General features: G+C 38.0%; 18 protein-coding genes and 1 riboswitch. Of the genes, 8 read left to right on the top strand and 10 right to left on the bottom strand.

Translation table 11 applies throughout. From position 1 onward, the window contains the following. Nucleotides 1–3: 3 nt before the first annotated feature. The 9 genes from D5F11_RS20345 to D5F11_RS26820 form a co-directional block, all read right to left on the bottom strand. Nucleotides 4–1,074, bottom strand: coding sequence for a phosphotransferase family protein (locus tag D5F11_RS20345; protein WP_245998274.1), 1,071 nt, complete (start codon nucleotides 1,072–1,074; stop codon nucleotides 4–6). Nucleotides 1,075–1,229: 155 nt separating this feature from the next. Next, nucleotides 1,230–1,802 (bottom strand): TetR/AcrR family transcriptional regulator, encoded by a 573-nt coding sequence (locus D5F11_RS20340; protein ID WP_120117958.1) that lies wholly within the window; start codon nucleotides 1,800–1,802, stop codon nucleotides 1,230–1,232. Between the two features lie 66 nt (nucleotides 1,803–1,868). Continuing rightward, nucleotides 1,869–2,639 carry an SDR family oxidoreductase gene (locus D5F11_RS20335; RefSeq protein WP_120117957.1) on the bottom strand — a complete coding sequence of 257 codons (771 nt, stop codon included), beginning with the start codon at nucleotides 2,637–2,639 and terminating at the stop codon, nucleotides 1,869–1,871. 220 nt (nucleotides 2,640–2,859) lie between these two features. Continuing rightward, nucleotides 2,860–4,068 (bottom strand): acyl-CoA dehydrogenase, encoded by a 1,209-nt coding sequence (locus tag D5F11_RS20330; RefSeq protein ID WP_120117956.1) that lies wholly within the window; start codon nucleotides 4,066–4,068, stop codon nucleotides 2,860–2,862. Between the two features lie 39 nt (nucleotides 4,069–4,107). Then, the gene (locus tag D5F11_RS26825; RefSeq protein WP_185830819.1) at nucleotides 4,108–4,263 is read right to left on the bottom strand and encodes a hypothetical protein; all 156 of its coding nucleotides are present in this window, start codon (nucleotides 4,261–4,263) and stop codon (nucleotides 4,108–4,110) included. A 463-nt stretch (nucleotides 4,264–4,726) separates the two neighbouring features. Further along, nucleotides 4,727–5,554: a DUF4097 family beta strand repeat-containing protein gene (locus tag D5F11_RS20325; protein WP_120117955.1), complete on the bottom strand. Its 828-nt coding sequence runs from the start codon at nucleotides 5,552–5,554 to the stop codon at nucleotides 4,727–4,729. Next, a complete protein-coding gene (locus D5F11_RS20320) occupies nucleotides 5,555–6,259 on the bottom strand; it encodes an ABC transporter permease (protein WP_120117954.1) in 705 nt (234 codons plus the stop codon). Beyond that, entirely contained in the window at nucleotides 6,252–7,172 is a 921-nt protein-coding gene (locus tag D5F11_RS20315) for an ABC transporter ATP-binding protein (protein ID WP_120117953.1), read from the bottom strand. Before D5F11_RS20315 ends, D5F11_RS20320 begins: the two co-directional genes overlap by 8 nt. Before the next feature lie 363 nt (nucleotides 7,173–7,535). After that, a complete protein-coding gene (locus D5F11_RS26820) occupies nucleotides 7,536–7,673 on the bottom strand; it encodes a hypothetical protein (RefSeq protein WP_185830818.1) in 138 nt (45 codons plus the stop codon). Nucleotides 7,674–7,763: 90 nt separating this feature from the next. Here D5F11_RS26820 and D5F11_RS20310 point away from each other — a divergent pair, with 90 nt between their 5' ends. Further along, nucleotides 7,764–8,483: a response regulator transcription factor gene (locus D5F11_RS20310; protein WP_120117952.1), complete on the top strand. Its 720-nt coding sequence runs from the start codon at nucleotides 7,764–7,766 to the stop codon at nucleotides 8,481–8,483. Next, complete coding sequence (locus D5F11_RS20305; protein WP_120117951.1) at nucleotides 8,483–9,571, top strand: sensor histidine kinase; 1,089 nt, start codon at nucleotides 8,483–8,485, stop codon at nucleotides 9,569–9,571. Before D5F11_RS20310 ends, D5F11_RS20305 begins: the two co-directional genes overlap by 1 nt. Nucleotides 9,572–10,205: 634 nt before the next feature. Here the strand turns inward: D5F11_RS20305 and D5F11_RS20300 are convergent. After that, on the bottom strand, nucleotides 10,206–11,063 hold the full coding sequence (locus D5F11_RS20300) for an MBL fold metallo-hydrolase (RefSeq protein WP_120117949.1): 858 nt from the start codon (nucleotides 11,061–11,063) through the stop codon (nucleotides 10,206–10,208). A 944-nt stretch (nucleotides 11,064–12,007) separates the two neighbouring features. Here D5F11_RS20300 and D5F11_RS20295 point away from each other — a divergent pair. The 6 genes from D5F11_RS20295 to D5F11_RS20275 all read left to right on the top strand — a co-directional run. Continuing rightward, nucleotides 12,008–12,640, top strand: coding sequence for a spore coat protein (locus tag D5F11_RS20295; protein ID WP_120117948.1), 633 nt, complete (start codon nucleotides 12,008–12,010; stop codon nucleotides 12,638–12,640). Between the two features lie 216 nt (nucleotides 12,641–12,856). Continuing rightward, nucleotides 12,857–13,990 (top strand): zinc-dependent alcohol dehydrogenase, encoded by a 1,134-nt coding sequence (locus D5F11_RS20290; protein WP_120117947.1) that lies wholly within the window; start codon nucleotides 12,857–12,859, stop codon nucleotides 13,988–13,990. 761 nt (nucleotides 13,991–14,751) lie between these two features. After that, complete coding sequence (locus D5F11_RS20285; protein ID WP_120117945.1) at nucleotides 14,752–16,719, top strand: aconitate hydratase; 1,968 nt, start codon at nucleotides 14,752–14,754, stop codon at nucleotides 16,717–16,719. Between the two features lie 78 nt (nucleotides 16,720–16,797). Then, nucleotides 16,798–16,968 (top strand): hypothetical protein, encoded by a 171-nt coding sequence (locus D5F11_RS26815; protein ID WP_185830817.1) that lies wholly within the window; start codon nucleotides 16,798–16,800, stop codon nucleotides 16,966–16,968. Nucleotides 16,969–17,288: 320 nt separating this feature from the next. Beyond that, nucleotides 17,289–17,333, top strand: a riboswitch (PreQ1 riboswitch). 7 nt (nucleotides 17,334–17,340) lie between these two features. After that, nucleotides 17,341–17,829, top strand: a complete 489-nt coding sequence (locus tag D5F11_RS20280) for a QueT transporter family protein (RefSeq protein WP_120117944.1) — start codon at nucleotides 17,341–17,343, stop codon at nucleotides 17,827–17,829. A 126-nt stretch (nucleotides 17,830–17,955) separates the two neighbouring features. After that, a partial coding sequence (locus tag D5F11_RS20275; RefSeq protein ID WP_185830816.1) for a helix-turn-helix domain-containing protein occupies nucleotides 17,956–18,221 on the top strand: 266 nt, incomplete at its 3' end.

Here is an 18,221-nt window from a genome sequence, read left to right as displayed (position 1 = left end):
CTTCTAGTTATATTGATTTGCACTTTGTAATGCTTGCCGCATCATGTTTTTAACAAGAATATTCAATTTCGCAAAACGAGGATCATTTGTTTGGCCATTTTTGTACCGATAATATATTTGCTGACCGATTACGGCTAATTTAAAATATGCAAAAGTAATATAATAGTCGATTGTTGAGACATCACGACCACTATTAGAAGCATATTCTTCAATAAATTGATTCCGTGTAAAAAATCCATCCATTATAGTAACAGGAGGTTTTCCTAAGCCAAATTTTAATAGATCATTATCGTTTTCTTGAATCCAATAGCTCATCGCCACAGCAACATCTGCTAAAGGATCGCCAATGGTTGACATTTCCCAGTCAAATAGCCCTGTCATTTGTGTAAAATCTTCCGTAAACATGGCATTATTTAATTTGTAATCATAATGTATAACAGTCGCTTCAGTTGAATTAGGTATATGTTTTAATAAATAGTGGATTAGTTTTTCAACTTCTTTAATTTCATCCGTTTTGGCACGTTCATAACGTTTAATCCATCCATTTACCTGCCGCTCCATAAACCCTTCTGGTTTTGCGAGTTGAATAAGCTCTGTTTGTTTATAGTCTATCTGATGTAACTCTACTAATTTATTTACCATCAATTTAGATATTTGTTTTCCTAGTTCAGGACGATAAGATAGATGATCTGGAAACTGTGTATCAAGTATAATTCCTTTTTTTCTCTCCATAATGAAAAATGGGCTGCCAACGACCGATTCATCATCCGAATATATCAATGGTTTCGGTGCTGTATTATAAACGCTGTGAATATATTTTAAGAATGTGTATTCCCTTTTCATATCATGTGCTTTAGCCGCTACTGGTCCATGAGGCGGTCTACGTAATACAGCTTCCCAATCTCCCATTTTTAATAAATAAGTTAAGTTTGAATGTCCAGCCCCAAATTGCTCAATTTCTAACTCATGATTGGCAGTTTCCAAAAGTGTTTTTTGTAAAAAGTGTTTTAGTTTTTCTTTTGATAGTTCCTCGCCTTTCCTTACTTGGATTGTATCTTTATAGTTTTGTACCATTTTCATCTCCCCAATTGTTCTTTATTGGCTTTGGCTCTTTTAATGAAAATTATGACCGTTTTATCCCACATCATTTAAATAGACAGGATCTTACTGCCCACATACCATACTAACCGTTTAGTATGTACGACTAAAAAAAGGACACTTCTCAAAATCTAATCATTTTTTTCCATTATTCCATTAAATATCACATCTGCATAAATTTGAACTAATTCATCTGAATGAATTTCACCATTTGGTTTAAACCATTGATAGCTGTAATTCGTTAAGCTTAAAATGGCAAAAGTAATGATATCTGGTTTTAGATTAGGGCGTAATTCACCATTGTCCATTCCAGTTCTAATAACCTTTTCAATATTTAATCTAATTTGGTTGCGCTTTTTCTTTATAATACCGATATTATGATTAGATAAATGCCTTATTTCTCGAAAAAAAACACGCCCACTAGGTCCTTTATCTTTAATATCATTAATTAATAACGCTATTACATTCCTTATTTTTTCAACACTAGATTTTCTTTCATCTTTCATAATTTTCTCTTGTCGTTCCAATAAATCATCTATATATTCAAGATGAATGGCCATTAATAATTGCTCTTTACTAGAAAAGTAGTAATAAAATGTACCTTTTGTTACTTCTAATTCATCTACTATATCTTGGATAGATGTTTGGGTAAAACCTTTTTTTTCAAAAAGTTCGATGCTTTTTTCTGTAATTTTCTTCTTCATTTTTGAATTCACCACTATTTTATTTTTATGTTTAATTTACCATAAACATCTATCATTCTCCATCACTTACAATGCATGCGCTCCACCATCAACGGTTAATATATCACCCGTTATATAATCTGAGGCATTTGATGCTAAGAATACTGCAACCCCTTTTATATCAGAATCTTTTCCTAATCTTTTTAACGGAGTATTGCTTAGTATAGTTTCTTTACCATAGTCGATCAGTACTTTAGACATTTTTGTTGGGAAAAAACCCGGTGCTATTGCATTTACATTAATATTATATTTTCCCCATTTTACCGCTAAATCTTTTGTAAACGTCATAACGGCTCCCTTACTCGTGTTATATCCAATCGTTTGCATAAAAGCTGGTGTTCCACCAAACCCTGCAATTGATGCAATGTTAATTATTTTTCCTTTGTTCTGTTCGATCATGACTTTACCGACTGCTTGACTCATTAGAAATGTTCCTGTTACATTCACATCAATGACTTTAGCCCAAGCTTCATAAGGCATTTCTTCAACAGGTGCAGCCCATGATGATCCACTATTATTTACTAGAATATCAATCGATCCGAAATTTTCTAGTGTCTCATTGACAACATTTTTGATATGCTCCTGGTTCGTAACGTCACATTCTATTGCTAATGACTGAACACCGTATGTTTTAAGTTTATGACTCATTTCTTCACAAGCGGATATGTCTCTAGAACAAACAACTACATTCGCTCCAGCTTCAGCATAAGCTTCAGCTATATGAGCCCCTAATCCTCTTCCACCTCCCGTTACAATGGCCGTTTTATTCGATAATTTAAACGTGTCTAGTATTGTCATAACTTTACTCCTTCATAAATAATAGATTATATCAAATGCGTCCTGGCGTATTTGCGCCCAGATTTTATTGAGCTCCTCTCGATAAATTTCCTCTGAAAATCTGTGGCATCCGCCGGAGGCTTTAACTTTATTCAGCCGGGGTTTGAATCCTCACTGAATGGAATACCAATATGCTTTCATCTCACCACTTACTGAAGTGAGAGACTTCTGCTGAATGAAGTTAAAAATACTTCTTCATTTCTAACCTTGCAATTTGTCTCCTGTGAACCTCATCTGGGCCATCAGCAATCCGTAATGTCCTTGCATTTGCATACAGATGGGCAAGTGGATAATCTTCACTAACTCCTGCCCCACCAAACAATTGAATCGCTCGATCAATCACTTGTTGTGCCATATTTGGTGCTACCACTTTAATCATAGCAATTTCCGTTTTTGCCTTTTTATTTCCGACGGTATCCATCATATAGGCAGCTTTAAGTGTCAATAATCTTGCCTGCTCAATCTCCATCCTTGATTCAGCTATCCATTCTTGAATAACACCATGATTTGCTAATTTCTCACCAAAAGTACTTCTTTGCAGGGTACGTTTCGTCATTAACTCAAGAGCTCGTTCAGCGGAACCGATTAAGCGCATACAATGATGTATACGACCTGGTCCTAATCGTCCTTGAGCAATCGCAAATCCTTTCCCCTCTCCCCAAATCATATTTGAAACAGGAACTCGTACATTTTTAAACTCAATTTCTGCATGACCATGGGGTGCCCCATCGTAACCAAATACAGGCAACATTCTTTTAATCGTTACACCAGGAGTATCCAATGGTACAAGAATCATAGACTGTTGCTCATAGCGGGGGGCGCTTGGGTCATTTTTCCCCATGAATATGGCCACTTTGCAACGGAGATCACCAGCTCCAGAAGACCACCATTTTATCCCATTAATGACATATTCATCACCAGCTCTAACAATAGTTGCTTGAATATTAGTCGCATCACTAGAAGCGACACTCGGTTCTGTCATGGCAAAACACGAGCGAATTTTACCTTCCAGCAATGGTTCCAGCCACTCTCTTTTTTGCTCTTGGGAACCATATTGAACGAGTACTTCCATATTCCCCGTATCAGGGGCATTACAATTAAAAACTTCAGGTGCGATCATGGAACGTCCCATAATCTCCGCTAAAGGGGCATATTCTATATTTGTTAAACCAGCTCCATACTTTTTATCCGGCAAAAATAAATTCCATAACCCTTGAGATTTTGCCTTTTCTTTTAACTCTTCAATGATCGTTGGAACAGAGCCCCAACGATCATCTTGGGCTTCCAGCTGATCTTGATACACTTTTTCATTTGGGTAAATGTACTCTTCCATAAATTCTGTCAATTCTTTTTGTAAGACTTCTACTTTCTCCGAAACAGAAAAATCCAAACATATCCTTCCTTTCGATAATACTAAATAGTCAGTATATTAAAGACAAATTAAATCAAATGTGCCTTGGCGTATTTGTGCCAGGATTTTATCGAGCTTTAGCTCGATAAATTTCCTCTGAAAATCTGTGACATCCGCCGGAGGCTTTAACTTTATTTCAGCCGGGGTTTGAACCCCCACTGAATGGAATACCAATACGCTTTCATCTCACCACTTACTGAAGTGAGAGACTTCTGCTGAATGAAGTTAACATATGCAGTTTAGCCATTAAAACAGCTAGTGATAAATAGACTGAAATTTCTATATATACCTACCGTATAGTATGTTGGTTAAAGATATACTATCCCAATGCTTGAAAAAACGCAAGTGTTTTTTTACTAATCAAATGCGCCTTGGCGTATTTGTGCCCAGATTTTATCGAGCTTTAGCTCGATAAATTTCCTCTGAAAGTCTGTGGCATCCGCCGGAGGCTTTAACTTTATTCAGCCGGGGTTTGAACCCCCGCTGAATAAAATTAAAAGCAGCAGCCACAGACGCTTTTGAACTGTTCTGCTACCTGCATAACCCCCTTTCCTTTTATAAGTATGTTCTTAGCGGTCACCAACCTTTTTAAGGTCTTCTTTAGAGGATGATCTCATAGAGTTCTCACTCTATTTTTCTATTTAATCGTAATAACACCATCTTTCGTTTCAGCTGAAAGCACATTTGCACCATTACCAATCATGTGGGTTTTCTTATCATATTTTGGTAAAGTATTTTCAATATCTGGTCCCACGGTCGTTACTTGAAGTGAAGTTGGTACTTTTTTATAATGAATGACTATATCACCCGAAACGCTTTTTACATGTAGATTCGGCTGTTCTGTTGCCTCTGTCATTTTGATTTGCCCATCAATCGTTTGTATCATATGCTCTGAGCCTGTGCTTTCTTTTATGGCAACATCACCTGCACTTGATGCAATATTTAAGTTTTCTATAGCACTTTTATTGATTGTCACATTGCCATCGTTCGTATGAAGTTCAGCATTTGAAATGGACAGTTTTTTTAAATAAGCCATGCCTGCCGACGTTTCTACTTGTACTGTATCCAACGCTAAATCTTCAATGTTGAAATCTCCATCTGCACCTTTAAGTGTTAGTGATTTACTTTGGGATTTGGGGAGTTGTACGATTATGGTTGGCGTTGGACGAAAACGGATATTTTCTTTCCAATTTTCCTTACTCTGCTGCTCCTTAATGAAGAATCGATTGTTCTCTTCATTGATTGTCAGCATATTTTTATTTAATTTATGTCCTTGGATTTGAACATGTATTTTATCATCTGGTGAGTTGGAAATAGCGATATTTAACTCATCAAGTGTCACATCGATATGTGGCATCGCTTCATATTCACCTATTGTCATCGTCTTAGCCGGTTGTTTCATAAAAAGAATAATGGCTACAGTGATTATTCCAAGCAATAGTACAAATAACATTTTTCGGATCATTTAAGCCACATCCTTTACATCAATGTTGCGGAATGATAAATAGGCAATACCAATGCCAAGCAGTGCTAATAGGAGTGGAATAAATACAACATTGGCTAAGCTAAATGTTGCACCGCCATCAGAAACGGTTGAGTTAATCAAAAAGCCAATAATGACGGCAGATGTAATTGTGGCCGCGGTCGATTTTTTACGCATACCGAAAAATAACGGAATTAAAGCAATTGCGCTCATCGTTAACGCATTAGTCAATGTTTTTGGAAATGTCGCAACTAAATCTTGCATGGATACTGTGCCTTCAAATAACCCGAGTGAAGGTTGTAAAAAGTATGTGATTATTTGCATAAGCCAAACCCCGGCAAATAAACTACCTGCAGTAAATAAGTAAGCAAGCGTTAACTTAGCAAATAAAAGTTTTTTACGCTTTATAGGGTAGGTAAACAATACTTGCATCGTTTTCGTACGAAACTCTGAAATGATCAAGCGAGATAAAATAACACTGCCCAAAATAATAAATGTAATATTCGATAAAATATTAACTACTGACATAAATTCCTGAAAGGACTCCATAGCTGCGTCTACATCATTTTTTGAAGTTAATGAAATGAGTGCCACAAAGCCATAGATGCCAATAACACAGGAGAAAAAGCTTGTAATATAACGTCCCATTTGATGCTTGCGCCATTCTAATTTTATTAATTTAAGCATGTTGTTTCCTCCCATTAATACGATTGACAAAGTATTCTTCTAACGATTGGTGTAAAGTTTCGACCTCATCTACATCTATACCATGCATGATTAAATGCTTAGTTAATGTTGATGGCTTTTCGTGTATTTGTTGAATATTCAGGGTACTAGTATTCGTGATCTGCACTTTAGCGTTGAATTTTTCCTCTAATAACTGTTTCGCTTTTTTCGTGTCACTAACCACCATTTCTATCATGGATTGCTGTTTATCACGCAGGGAATGCATCGAAATTTCCTCAATTAGTTCTCCCTCATTTAATACGCCAATCGTATCTGCAATGGATTCGATTTCTGAGACGATATGGCTCGATATTAAAATGGTCATTCCATATTGCTGTTTTAGCATGACAAGCAGCTCTCTCACTTCTTTAATACCGATGGGATCCAATCCGTTAATGGGCTCATCTAAAATTAAAATTTTGGGTTTAGCAACAATGGCGCGCCCAATCGCCAGACGTTGACGCATACCAAGGGAAAATTCCTTTACTTTCTTCTTTTCAATTTGCTGTAAACCTACAATGTCTAGCACTTTTTTTATATGGTTTTGGTCCTTATATCCCATGTAAGCACAATGCATTTGCAAATTTTCTTGTGCGGTTAGTTCCTCATAAAAAATCGGATATTCAATGAGGCTGCCGATGTCCTTTAAATATTTATACGAACTTGTCATAATGGGTCGATTTTGAATGAAAATTTCCCCTGATGTCGGCTTTACCAAATTCAATATCATTTTCATCAACGTCGTTTTTCCAGCACCGTTTGGACCGAGAAAGCCATAAATTTCGCCTTCTTTAATATTCATACTTACTTGGTTAATGACAGGTTTGACTGTATAACGTTTTGTTAATAGATTTGTTTGAATCATGTTATCCATACATAAGCCTCCCGTTTATTTGCTTAATTACAGCGTAAAAGATGAAAGTAAAAATAAAGTAAACAGGCAGGAAAATGTACGTAATTTTTACTTAAAAGACAGGTATGGCAGAAGAAAACTTGTTAGAATAGAATAAGAATAGCGCCTTGCTCATCGACGTACAGACTAGAGTGCTACTGACTTATCGTAGGAAAGCAGCTTACTGGATTACTTCGTGAGTAAGCTTCATGCAGCTTTGCGACGAGGTGAGGTTAACATCTTCGAATACGCTTCGCCGCAGGAGCACATTGTCGCAAAGTCTGCTAGTCGATAGGCGCTGGAGCTGAACAACAAAGCACTTTGTTCAAAATGATCAAATGCGCCTTAGCGTATTTGCGCCCAGATTTTATCGAGCTCTGCTCGATAAATTTCCTCTGAAAATCTGTGGCATCCGCCGGAGACTTTAACTTTATTCAGCCGGGGTTTGAACCCCCACTGATTGGAATACCAATATGCATTCATCTCACCACTTACAAATGTGGGAGACTTCTGCTGAATAAAGTTAAACCTAAAAAAATTAACTTTTTTATCTTGCAAAAAAGAGGGAATCGCATGACAGATGATGCAAACATTTTAATAGTGGATGATGAAGTGGGCATTTTAAAAATCCTTGAGATCACATTGCAAAAAGAGCATTTTACACATATTGCGACGGCAGCAACGAAAGCGGAGGCACTGCAAGCCTTAACGGAACAGGATTTCGATATTATTTTATTGGATGTCATGCTGCCGGACGGAGATGGTTTTGCATTATGTTCGGCCATTCGTCAGCAAACAACAGCCCCCATTTTATTTATTAGTGCACGTTCCAGTGATTTTGATAAATTAACAGGGCTTAGTGTAGGCGGTGATGATTATATTACAAAGCCTTTTAACCCTCTTGAAGTTGTAGCAAGAATACGTGCTATTTTAAGACGGCAGCGTGAGTACGAAAAAAAACCAGCACAATCTGAAATGAAAAACTATGTATATAACGCGTTCTCATTTTCACCAGATGAAGCTTTATTAACTGTGCATGGGGAAGTAGTTCAAACTACCGCAAAAGAGTTAGAATTACTGCATTTCTTTTGCGAAAATCCAAACCGCGTATTTACGACTTCACAAATTTATGAGCGTGTATGGGGAGAAGATGTATTTGGTGAAGAAAAAACCGTAACGATTCATATTGCAAAGCTGCGCAAAAAGTTAGGCGACAATACGAGGAAGCCAAAAATTATCGTGAATTTGCGAGGGATTGGCTATAAATTTATTCCGCCAACAGGTGATGCTTAATGAAAATCCAGCAACGCTTTATTCAGCATTTATTATTGGGTTTTGTCTTTTGGCTATTGCTTTTAGCTTTAACTGTGCCCCTTGCAATGGAAGGAATTTTGCCGAAACTGGGTTTTGGTGACGAACGTTATGAATGGTTGGTAACGGTTGTCATTGGCTTTGTTACAATCCTATGGATCATATGGTTCGGCTGGTATTTTGGCAGCCCCTTATTACTCGTGATGAAATGGATTGACCAATTGGGGAATGAAGATTTTTCACCACTCATAGAGCGTAATAAAATTTATAATCGTAAAGGAAAGTTTAAAATGCGCTTTCACTTATATCAAGAAGTTATCACCCAACTTGATCATATGCGGGCACAGTTGCAAAAAGCCAAGGGCGAACGCGCGCAACTTGAGAAAGCAAAACGGGACTGGATTGCGGGGATTTCACATGATTTGAAAACACCTTTAACGTATATTAAAGGCTATTCTACATTATTATTAAATCCTGATTATGATTGGTCAAAAGAAGAACAGCGAAATTTCATTCAAGAAATTGATGATAAGGGGACGCATATGGAGCAACTTGTGCAAGACTTGAATTTAGCGATGCGCTTTGATGGCTCACAGTCTGTACCCATTCGTAAAACAACACAAAATATTGTATCGTTTGTCCAACATGTTATAGCCGATTCTAGCAATGATTTGCGCGCACAAAAGCACCATTTTGAATTGCAAGCGGAATCACATGATTTAACCATGGGATTTGATCCACATTTATTAAAACGAGCACTCCAAAATATTTATATGAATGCAGTCATCCATAATGAAGCACCCATTATGATTACAACTGCGATTGAAAAACAACAAGAAATGTTAAACATATGTATCCAAGATAACGGGATAGGGATGACAGAGGAAACACAACAAAATCTATTTAATCGTTATTATCGAGGTACGACGACCGAACAAAAATCTGAAGGAACAGGCTTAGGTATGGCGATTGTGAAAAGTTTGATTGAAGCGCATGAAGGCACGATTTCAGTAGAGAGTGCGTTGCAACAAGGTACAAAATTCACAATAACCTTACCTATTTTAAATTAACAATGCGAGTTTGACGAGGAGCCCAAAAATTAGAAGTTGGTTTCGAAAAATGACTTTTATGACACCCAGCTTCAATTTAATGATGAAGCATGTAACCCGCAGTTAGACTCCCAGAAAAATTGGGTATGTGCAAAGGAGTTGCTGACAAGCTCTGAAGACTATAAACTGTACAGAATTACAAAAATCTGCCCAACAGCAAGAAAAAATGATTTGTCAAATGCGGAAGAAAGTTATATCTAGGTAGATTACCAAAAAACAAGGCTATAATCTTTTCACACAAAAAAGTAAGGCCCCTTTTTAAGGTGTAAAATTTGTGTAAAGAAATCCACATTATAAAATTGGACAATTTCGTTTATAGGAGTTCTTTATTTCCCTAAAATCCAAAGAACACAATCGTAGGGGTAGAATCAGCGAAGCTGTCATCACCTGCAATAAGGAAATGTCAGAATTACAATTAATAAAGGATCCAAAATTCAAGGAGCATTGTTCAAGCTTAGTAATTCCAACACGCATACCCCCGTCCTGTTTTTGGATGGGGGTAAAATAAAGTTGTTAAATTTTTTAATAAGGATACCTAAGCAATAATATCATTTATCCTCCCTACTTCTTAATTCCAAAAAAGGCGCTTTCTTCTTTATTGCATATGTTTATTTACATATTTTCCGTAATCAGGTACAGCAATTTGATCAAATTGATTAACGAGTTTTTTCAGACTCGTTGTTAGCAATTCACCAGACATTGGCAACCCATGGCCTGTGACAGCGACTGTAGGCTTCAATGCTTCAAGTTTAATGACGGATTCTTTGGAGGCTTCCCAATCCGTTGTCAGATAGCGAGGAGGTCCGCTTATCTCTTGTTCTTGCGTGAACACTTTATACAGATATTCTTGTTTTACCGTAACAAAAGCATCTCCAGCGATTAACGCTCGATCTTTTTCTCGGAATAACGAAATATGACCTGGAGCATGTCCTGGTGTATGAATCCATTTAAACCCTGGCATATGGGGAACCGTTCCATCAAAAGGTAGCATTTGCACGTTATTCCCTAAGTCAATCGGTTCATTAGGGAACATAGGGGACATTTTTGCAACCATACCGCCTTCAACCGTTGGGTCTGGTTCCGGATAACTTTTCTGACCTGTCAGGAAAGGAATTTCTAACTTATGTGCATATACAGGAACTTCCCAATGTTTAACCAAATCAATAACAGCCCCAACATGATCAAAATGGCCGTGTGTCAAAATAATTGCTTTTGGCCGACTGTTTGCCCCAAAGCGCTCTTCGGTAACGGAAATAATCTCATTTGCCGACTCAGGCATTCCTGTATCAACTAGTACAAATTCCTTCATGTCAGGATTTCCAACTAAATGAATATTAACGATTTGGACAGTATGACAAAGTAAATCTGGCAGTACCTCAATGCCAATGCCACTTCCAATAGAGGTTGTTGGAATATATTTGTAGTCACTTCCGTAATTCATTTCTTTATCCATTTATAATCCTCCTTCAATGAGATCAAATGCGCCTTAGCGTATTTGCGCCTAGATTTTATCGAGCTTAAGCTCGATAAATTTCCTCTGAAAATCTGTGGCATCCGCCGGAGACTTTAACTTAATTCAGCCGGGGGTTGAACCCCACTGAATGGAATACCAATAGGCATTCATCTCACCACTTACTGAAGTGGGAGACTTCTGCTGAATGAGTTAAACAACCATCGTTATTATGCCGTAATTTAAAAAAATTAGGTAAAATAAACAAAAAAGGAATCTGGCTGTGGGCTAGAGTATCCCGTATATCAAATGCGCCTTGGCGTATTTGTACCCAGATTTTATCGAGCTCCGTTCGATAAATTCCCTCTGAAAATCTGTGGCATCCGCCGGAGGCTTTAACTTTATTCAGCCGGGGGTTGAACCCCTACTGAATGAAATACCAATATGCATTCATCTCACCACTTACAAAAGTGTGAGACTTCTGCTGAATGAAGTTAAATTCTTCAAGCGGTTATCAATGCGCAAAGATCCCTTCAACAGTTCCCTGATTTAGCCAATGATTATCCAGTGATGTTATTTGATAAGGAACTGATTCGATGACTGAATTGGCATTTTTATCCCGCCACGAAGCTGGCCCCTTTAGTCCAATCAAGGCAAGTATCCCCTGTTTAGTTCAACAATAATCTAGTTTTGTATAACCAGCGAGTTATTCACATATTTTTTTCTTATCCCCTTAATTCAACATAAACAACCATATAAATAATTAGGCGTTAATGCCAAAATCCCATCTTTTTAATAATAATCCGAAGCTTTATACCTTAATGCACATTACTAATACATAGCATTCAGAAATAATCATCTGATTACTTCTATAAACTTCCAATTATCTTTTTTAATATCAAGGAAAAAGTAATCTTGCTTAAGACAAACAAATGAGGAGGAAAAAAATGAGGTTAGCTGCCCATGAATTACAAGATTTACACGAATTAACAATGAGTTGTGTAAACTCGATTACGAATATGTCCTACATGCTACAACATATTCAAGATCAAGAATTCAAAAGTCTTCTAGAAAGACATTACCCTTTTCATATTAGAGATTATAATATGAAGGTTGAGTTTCTGAATCAAACCGAGGGAGCAAAGAAAGAGTTACCTCTCTTCAAAGAACAAGGAAACTTAACCGACTATACTCAATCCGCAGTTAATCAGTACCCACCTGTTCAACCAAGGACAATAGTACCAGACTTAAATGACCGTGAAATGGCCACAGCTTATTTACTAACCCTAAAACGTGCAGGAAGAGAATATGCTTATTCTGCAATGGAAGCAGCAAATCCTGAACTACGCTCATTTTTACAAACTGCTTTTATGATGAGTTGTAGCCATGCCTATGACATATGGCAATATATGGTTAAAAAAGGTTATTATCCATTAGAACCAGCTGACCAAAATATGATAAGTAAAATTGGCTCAACCTACCAGGTTGTTCCAGAGGATCAACAAATTATTCAGCAGACTTTACATAAATATGCTGATGAGAATCCAATAGCAGGTGAAAGTAATCAGATGTATCAATAATAAATAACCACTTGTACATCTTTTTATTTTGTACAAGTGGCTACCTTTCCTTAATCAAAGCACCCAATTATCAATGTATTGAGCGTTCCATTTCCTCAACCAATGCTGGAAAAAGATTTTACTTACAAATGAAATGATTTGCTCAATGTATTCGATCATTTTATCTTCTTGTAAGTAAAAATAATAGTATCATTATGAATATGTTAGGAGGATATCATGAGAGCTGTAACATACCAAGGAAAATATGATATAGCGGTAAAAAATGTAGAAGCACCAAAGATACAAGACCGTGAAGATGTGATTATAAAAGTAACATCAACTGCTATATGTGGCTCGGATCTTCATTTATATCAAGGAAATTTCCCTTTACCTATTGGTTATGTTATTGGCCATGAACCGATGGGAATTGTTGAAGAAGTGGGACCGGATGTTACAGCTGTAAAAAAGGGAGACCGTGTCGTCATTCCATTTACCGTAGCATGTGGCACCTGCCAATATTGTCAACATGATTTAGAAAGTCAATGTGATAACTCTAATCCTCACTATGATTCAGGGGGTTACTTTGGGTATTCTGAAAAATTCGGAAATTATCCCGGCGGACAAGCAGAATATTTAAGGGTTCCTTTTGGTAACTACACCCCTTTTATTATACCAAAGGGCTGTGAGTTAGAAGATGAGTCCTTATTATTTTTATCAGATGTACTTCCTACTGCCTATTGGAGTGTTGATAGTGCAGGTGTAAAAAAAAGAGATACTGTTATTGTCTTAGGCTGTGGCCCCGTTGGATTAATGGCTCAACGATTTGCTTGGGAGAAAGGCGCAGAACGTGTTATAGCTATAGATTACATTACAAACCGGCTCGATCATTCAAAAAAAATGAATAACACAGAAACACTTAATTTCACGGAATATAATGATATGGGTGAAACATTAAAGGAATTAACAAAAGGCGGGGCAGATGTTGTGATCGATTGCGTAGGTATGGATGGTAAAAAATCTCCACTTGAATGGGTAGAACAGAAATTAAAGCTTCAAGGTGGAACGTTAGGAGCTATCCAGATTGCTACAAAGGCTGTTCGTAAAGGTGGAACATTTCAAATTACAGGGGTTTATGGTGGTTTATATAATATGTTCCCATTAGGTGCTTTTTTCGCTCGAAACATCACAATAAAAATGGGACAAGCGCCAGCGCGTCATTATATGCCATACTTGTTCGATAAAATAAAAAACGGGGATATAGACCCAACAAAAATAATTACTCACACTATGCCATTGGAAGAAGCCTCTCACGGATATCATATATTTAACACCAAAGAAGATAACTGTATTAAAGTTGTATTAAAGCCATAGTCACCTATCTAAACTACCAGGCTTTTTAACGCAATGTATTTATAAAATTCTATAACTGTTTTATTCGGGAATTGCCAAAGAAAAGGATTAAATTATGTAGGATTATTTCACTATAAAAATTGAAGGTAAAGTATTCCTACATAAATTATTTTATAGTCGTTTAAGCATTTTTCTTATGTTATAACTGCTTTATGCATTTATTAAAACATTATTTATTATTAATACAATTATGAATCAATTCGTTTTATCGGAATAGAATTGGCTGGATATGATGGAGCAGGCTCCAATTGAAGATAGAAGTTTCCAAAAAATACTTTGATTATTAATGAACCTTATTCCGGTGAATGAAAGCTTCGTTGTACTTGCTGAATTCTCCCCTAACACTCCCTTGACAGAAGCCATATTAGGAAAAACTTTGCAAATGAATATAAAGTCCTTTTATTATCTTTATGGTCGACTTTATGAGGGAACCATCGGAGGCATACTTCGGAAATGGTTTTTGCGTGACTTCTTATTCTTGGCTCTGTTTGGTTTGGCCGCCCTGCTGTTTGGACCTTTCATAAAGAACCGGTAACAGAAAAGTGAGAGCATTCCTTGAAAAATCAAAAGGAGGCCGACATTTTTAATTAATCCTCAGAGAAGATTGGGGAATTATTCCGTGAACCTGAATAAAGGCAGCTATGAATATTTCACTTCCACAATAACAATCCTAAATAAAAGTATTGTATTGCATCACAAAATTTTTAACAGGAGGAAGAAGGATGCCGCTGAATATTACAGAAAAGCTGATCAAGTCCCATCTTGTTGAAGGTGAGATGGTTACTGGAAAAGAAATTGGATTAAAAATCGACCAAACCCTTACACAGGATGCAACCGGGACGATGGTTATGCTGGAATTGGAAGCCATGGGGGTGGAGCGAGCTCAAACAGAAGCTTCGGCGCAATACGTGGATCATAATATCATACAGGTCGACAATAAAAATGCGGATGACCATTTGTTCTTACAAAGCGCCACACGCAGATTCGGCCTGTATTACAGCCGTCCAGGGAACGGAGTAAGTCACCCTGTGCATATGCAGCGTTTGGCAAAGCCGGGTAAAACTCTCCTTGGTTCCGACAGTCATACCTGTGCAAACGGCTGTATGGGAATGCTCGCTATGGGCGCCGGAGGCATGGATGTGGCGTTAGCTATTGCAGGTGAGCCAATTTATATAAAAATGCCTAAAGTGTGGGGAATCAAGCTTACGGGGAAGCTCCCTGACTGGGTCAGTGCCAAGGATGTTATTTTAGAGTTGCTTCGAAGGCATGATGTTAAGGGTGGCGTCGGTAAAGTGATCGAATACTACGGTCCCGGATTGGATCAATTAAGCGCCATGGACCGTCATGTCATTGCGAACATGGGGGCTGAACTCGGGGCAACGGGAACAGTATTTCCTTCAGATGAAGAAATCAGGAGATTTTTAAAGGAGCAAGGACGGGCGGAAGACTGGGTTGAGTTGACTGCAGATATTGACGCTTCATACGACATTGAGGAAGAGATCAATCTTTCCAAGTTGGAACCGCTGATTGCTAAACCGTCCAGCCCTGGAAATGTCGTACCTGTTTCTGAAGTCGCAGGCACCCCCATCTATCAATCATATATTGGCTCCTCGGCAAACCCCGGTTACAGGGATTTTGCAGTGGCGGCAGAAATCGTCAAAGGAAAGACGGTCGCTAACGGCATTTCATTCGATATCAATCCAACATCCAGACAGATGTTGACTGACCTTGTTAAGGAAAGCCATATCGCAAGTCTCCTTCAGGCAGGTGCAAGGCTTCATCAGGCGGGCTGCAACGGCTGTATCGGAATGGGGCAGGCACCAGCTACCGGAAGGAACAGCCTAAGGACTACCCCTCGTAATTTTCCCGGACGATCCGGAACACAGGAAGACAGTGTGTATCTATGCAGTCCGGAAACTGCGGCAGTTTCAGCATTAAAAGGAGAAATCACTGATCCACGAACACTTAAAATACCGTATCCAAAGAGCAAAGAACCGGAAAATCCAACAGTTGATACTTCTTTGTTGGACGAACCGCTACCGTATGAAGAAGCAAAGAAAGTCGAGCTGCACAAAGGCCCAAATATCGCTTCCATCCCGCCTATGGATGCATTGCCTGACGAATTGGATCTGCCGGTTTTATTGAAAATGGATGACAATATTTCAACCGATGAAATACTAGCAGGGGGAGCACGGGTGCTCCCGTACCGAAGTAATCTCCCGGAAATAAGCAAATTTGCTTTTGAAATCATTGATAAGACGTATTATACAAGGGGGATGGATAGTGTTACTACAGGAGGACATGCCATCGTTGGAGGATTCAACTACGGTCAGGGATCCAGTCGGGAGCATGCGGCTTTGGCCCCTAGGTTCCTTGGGCTACGCGTTGCACTGGCTAAGGATTTTGCGCGCATCCATTGGCAAAACCTTGTGAATTTCGGCGTTCTCCCTTTAACGTTTGTAAATGAAGAAGATTATGATCAAATAGAACAGGGAGATATCCTTCAACTTAATAATCTTCGGAATAAGGTACAACAGAGTAATGAGTTTACAATTAATGTAAAAGGAAAAAATGTATCTATCCAGGTTTCTCATGCATTGTCTCAGAGACAAGTCGATGTGATACTTCAAGGCGGATTGATCAACCTAGTGAAAGAGCGCCTGAAGAAAGTTTCGTCAATTGAAAAATAAGCATTTCTGGGGTCAGACCCCGCTTTAGCACTTTAACGTGGTGGGGCTCAGACCCCTTAATAAAAGGAGGAGACTGTAATGGATGTTCGGGATAGTCATTGCAAAGCTTGCCATGGAACAGGAATGCTGGCTGATGATGAAGGATGGCAGTATAAATGCAGTGTTTGCAGGGGGGCAGGATTTATTAATGAAGAAACTTCAAACGCTAGAATCATGGAAGTGGATGAAAACAACCGGCTGCTAGATTAAATAAAAACCATTTTACCCAAAGCTCTTTCCCCCATTTAACTAAGGAAGAAGCTATTTAAGCTTTTCGATTGCTTTTTTGTTATTTGCTATATTGACATATATTGTAATGTCGACCAATGGGGACACCGCCCTACCGGTTCAACTATATTCTTTTTTTGAAGCTCATAAAATGTAAAAATACGCTCATATGATTAAAGAGCTACGAAAACAAGGTGATGAAAAAAAACAATCAATGTCTTTGAGGCAATGTAAAACATTTTGCACATGCTTTAAACATGAAAATTTACAAACCTATGCAAACACTGGTATTATAAGCTAAGTAAGACGTGGTTCGAAACCATCCCACGAAAAAAAACTAGGGAGAGATTAATCATGAAAATCAGGACACTTGCTGTCAACGGTATTTTAGCGGCATTATATATTGCCGTTTCTTTTTTTGTGCAGCCATTCGGCTTCACAAATGTTCAGTTCCGCATTTCAGAAATGTTCAACCATTTGGTTGTCTTCAACAAAAAGTACATTTTTGGAATTGTCATAGGGGTATTTTTGACCAATTTATTATTTTCTCCGCTTGGCGTTTATGACCTTATTTTTGGCGTAGCCCAGTCAGTGATTGCCCTTTTGATCACCATCACCTCAACTAAATTCATCCAAAACATCTGGCTGCGGATGGCTTTTAATACAGCTGTTTTCACGCTTACCATGTTCATCATTGCCTATGAGCTGAACTTAGTACTCGGCCTTCCGTTTTTCTTTACATGGTTTACAGTAGCCGTCGGTGAGTTTGTTGTCATGGCAGTCGGTGCTCCCGTTGTCTATTACTTGAACAAACGAATCCGATTTGACCGGCTTATGCCATAAGAAAAAGAGGATCGGACATAAGTTGAAAATGAATTGATATTAGTAGAAGTCGTAAAATAAAACCACATGAAAAGGTACCGACCCCCGAATGTTAGAGTGAAAAATCTAACTTTCGGGGGTGTTTTTATGGCTAAATATAGTGAAGAATTTAAAATAAAGCTTGTCACCGAGTATTTATATGGAAATCTTGGATATGGATCATTGGCAAAAAAATATAATATGGGAAGCCAGACACCAATAGTTGAATGGGTGAAAGCCTATAAATCTCAAGGGATAGAAGGATTAAAACGAAGAAAGACAAAGAAGGAGTATTCTGTACAATTTATGTTAAAGACAGGTGCTTCTTATTTAGAAACTGCAGTTCAATTTAACTTGAACAATCCTTCCTTAAT

The sequence above is a fragment of the Siminovitchia terrae genome (assembly GCF_003605405.2).
In the GTDB taxonomy this organism is placed as follows: Bacteria; Bacillota; Bacilli; order Bacillales; family Bacillaceae_C; genus Siminovitchia; species Siminovitchia terrae.
This window is presented reverse-complemented; position numbering and strand designations above follow the sequence as displayed.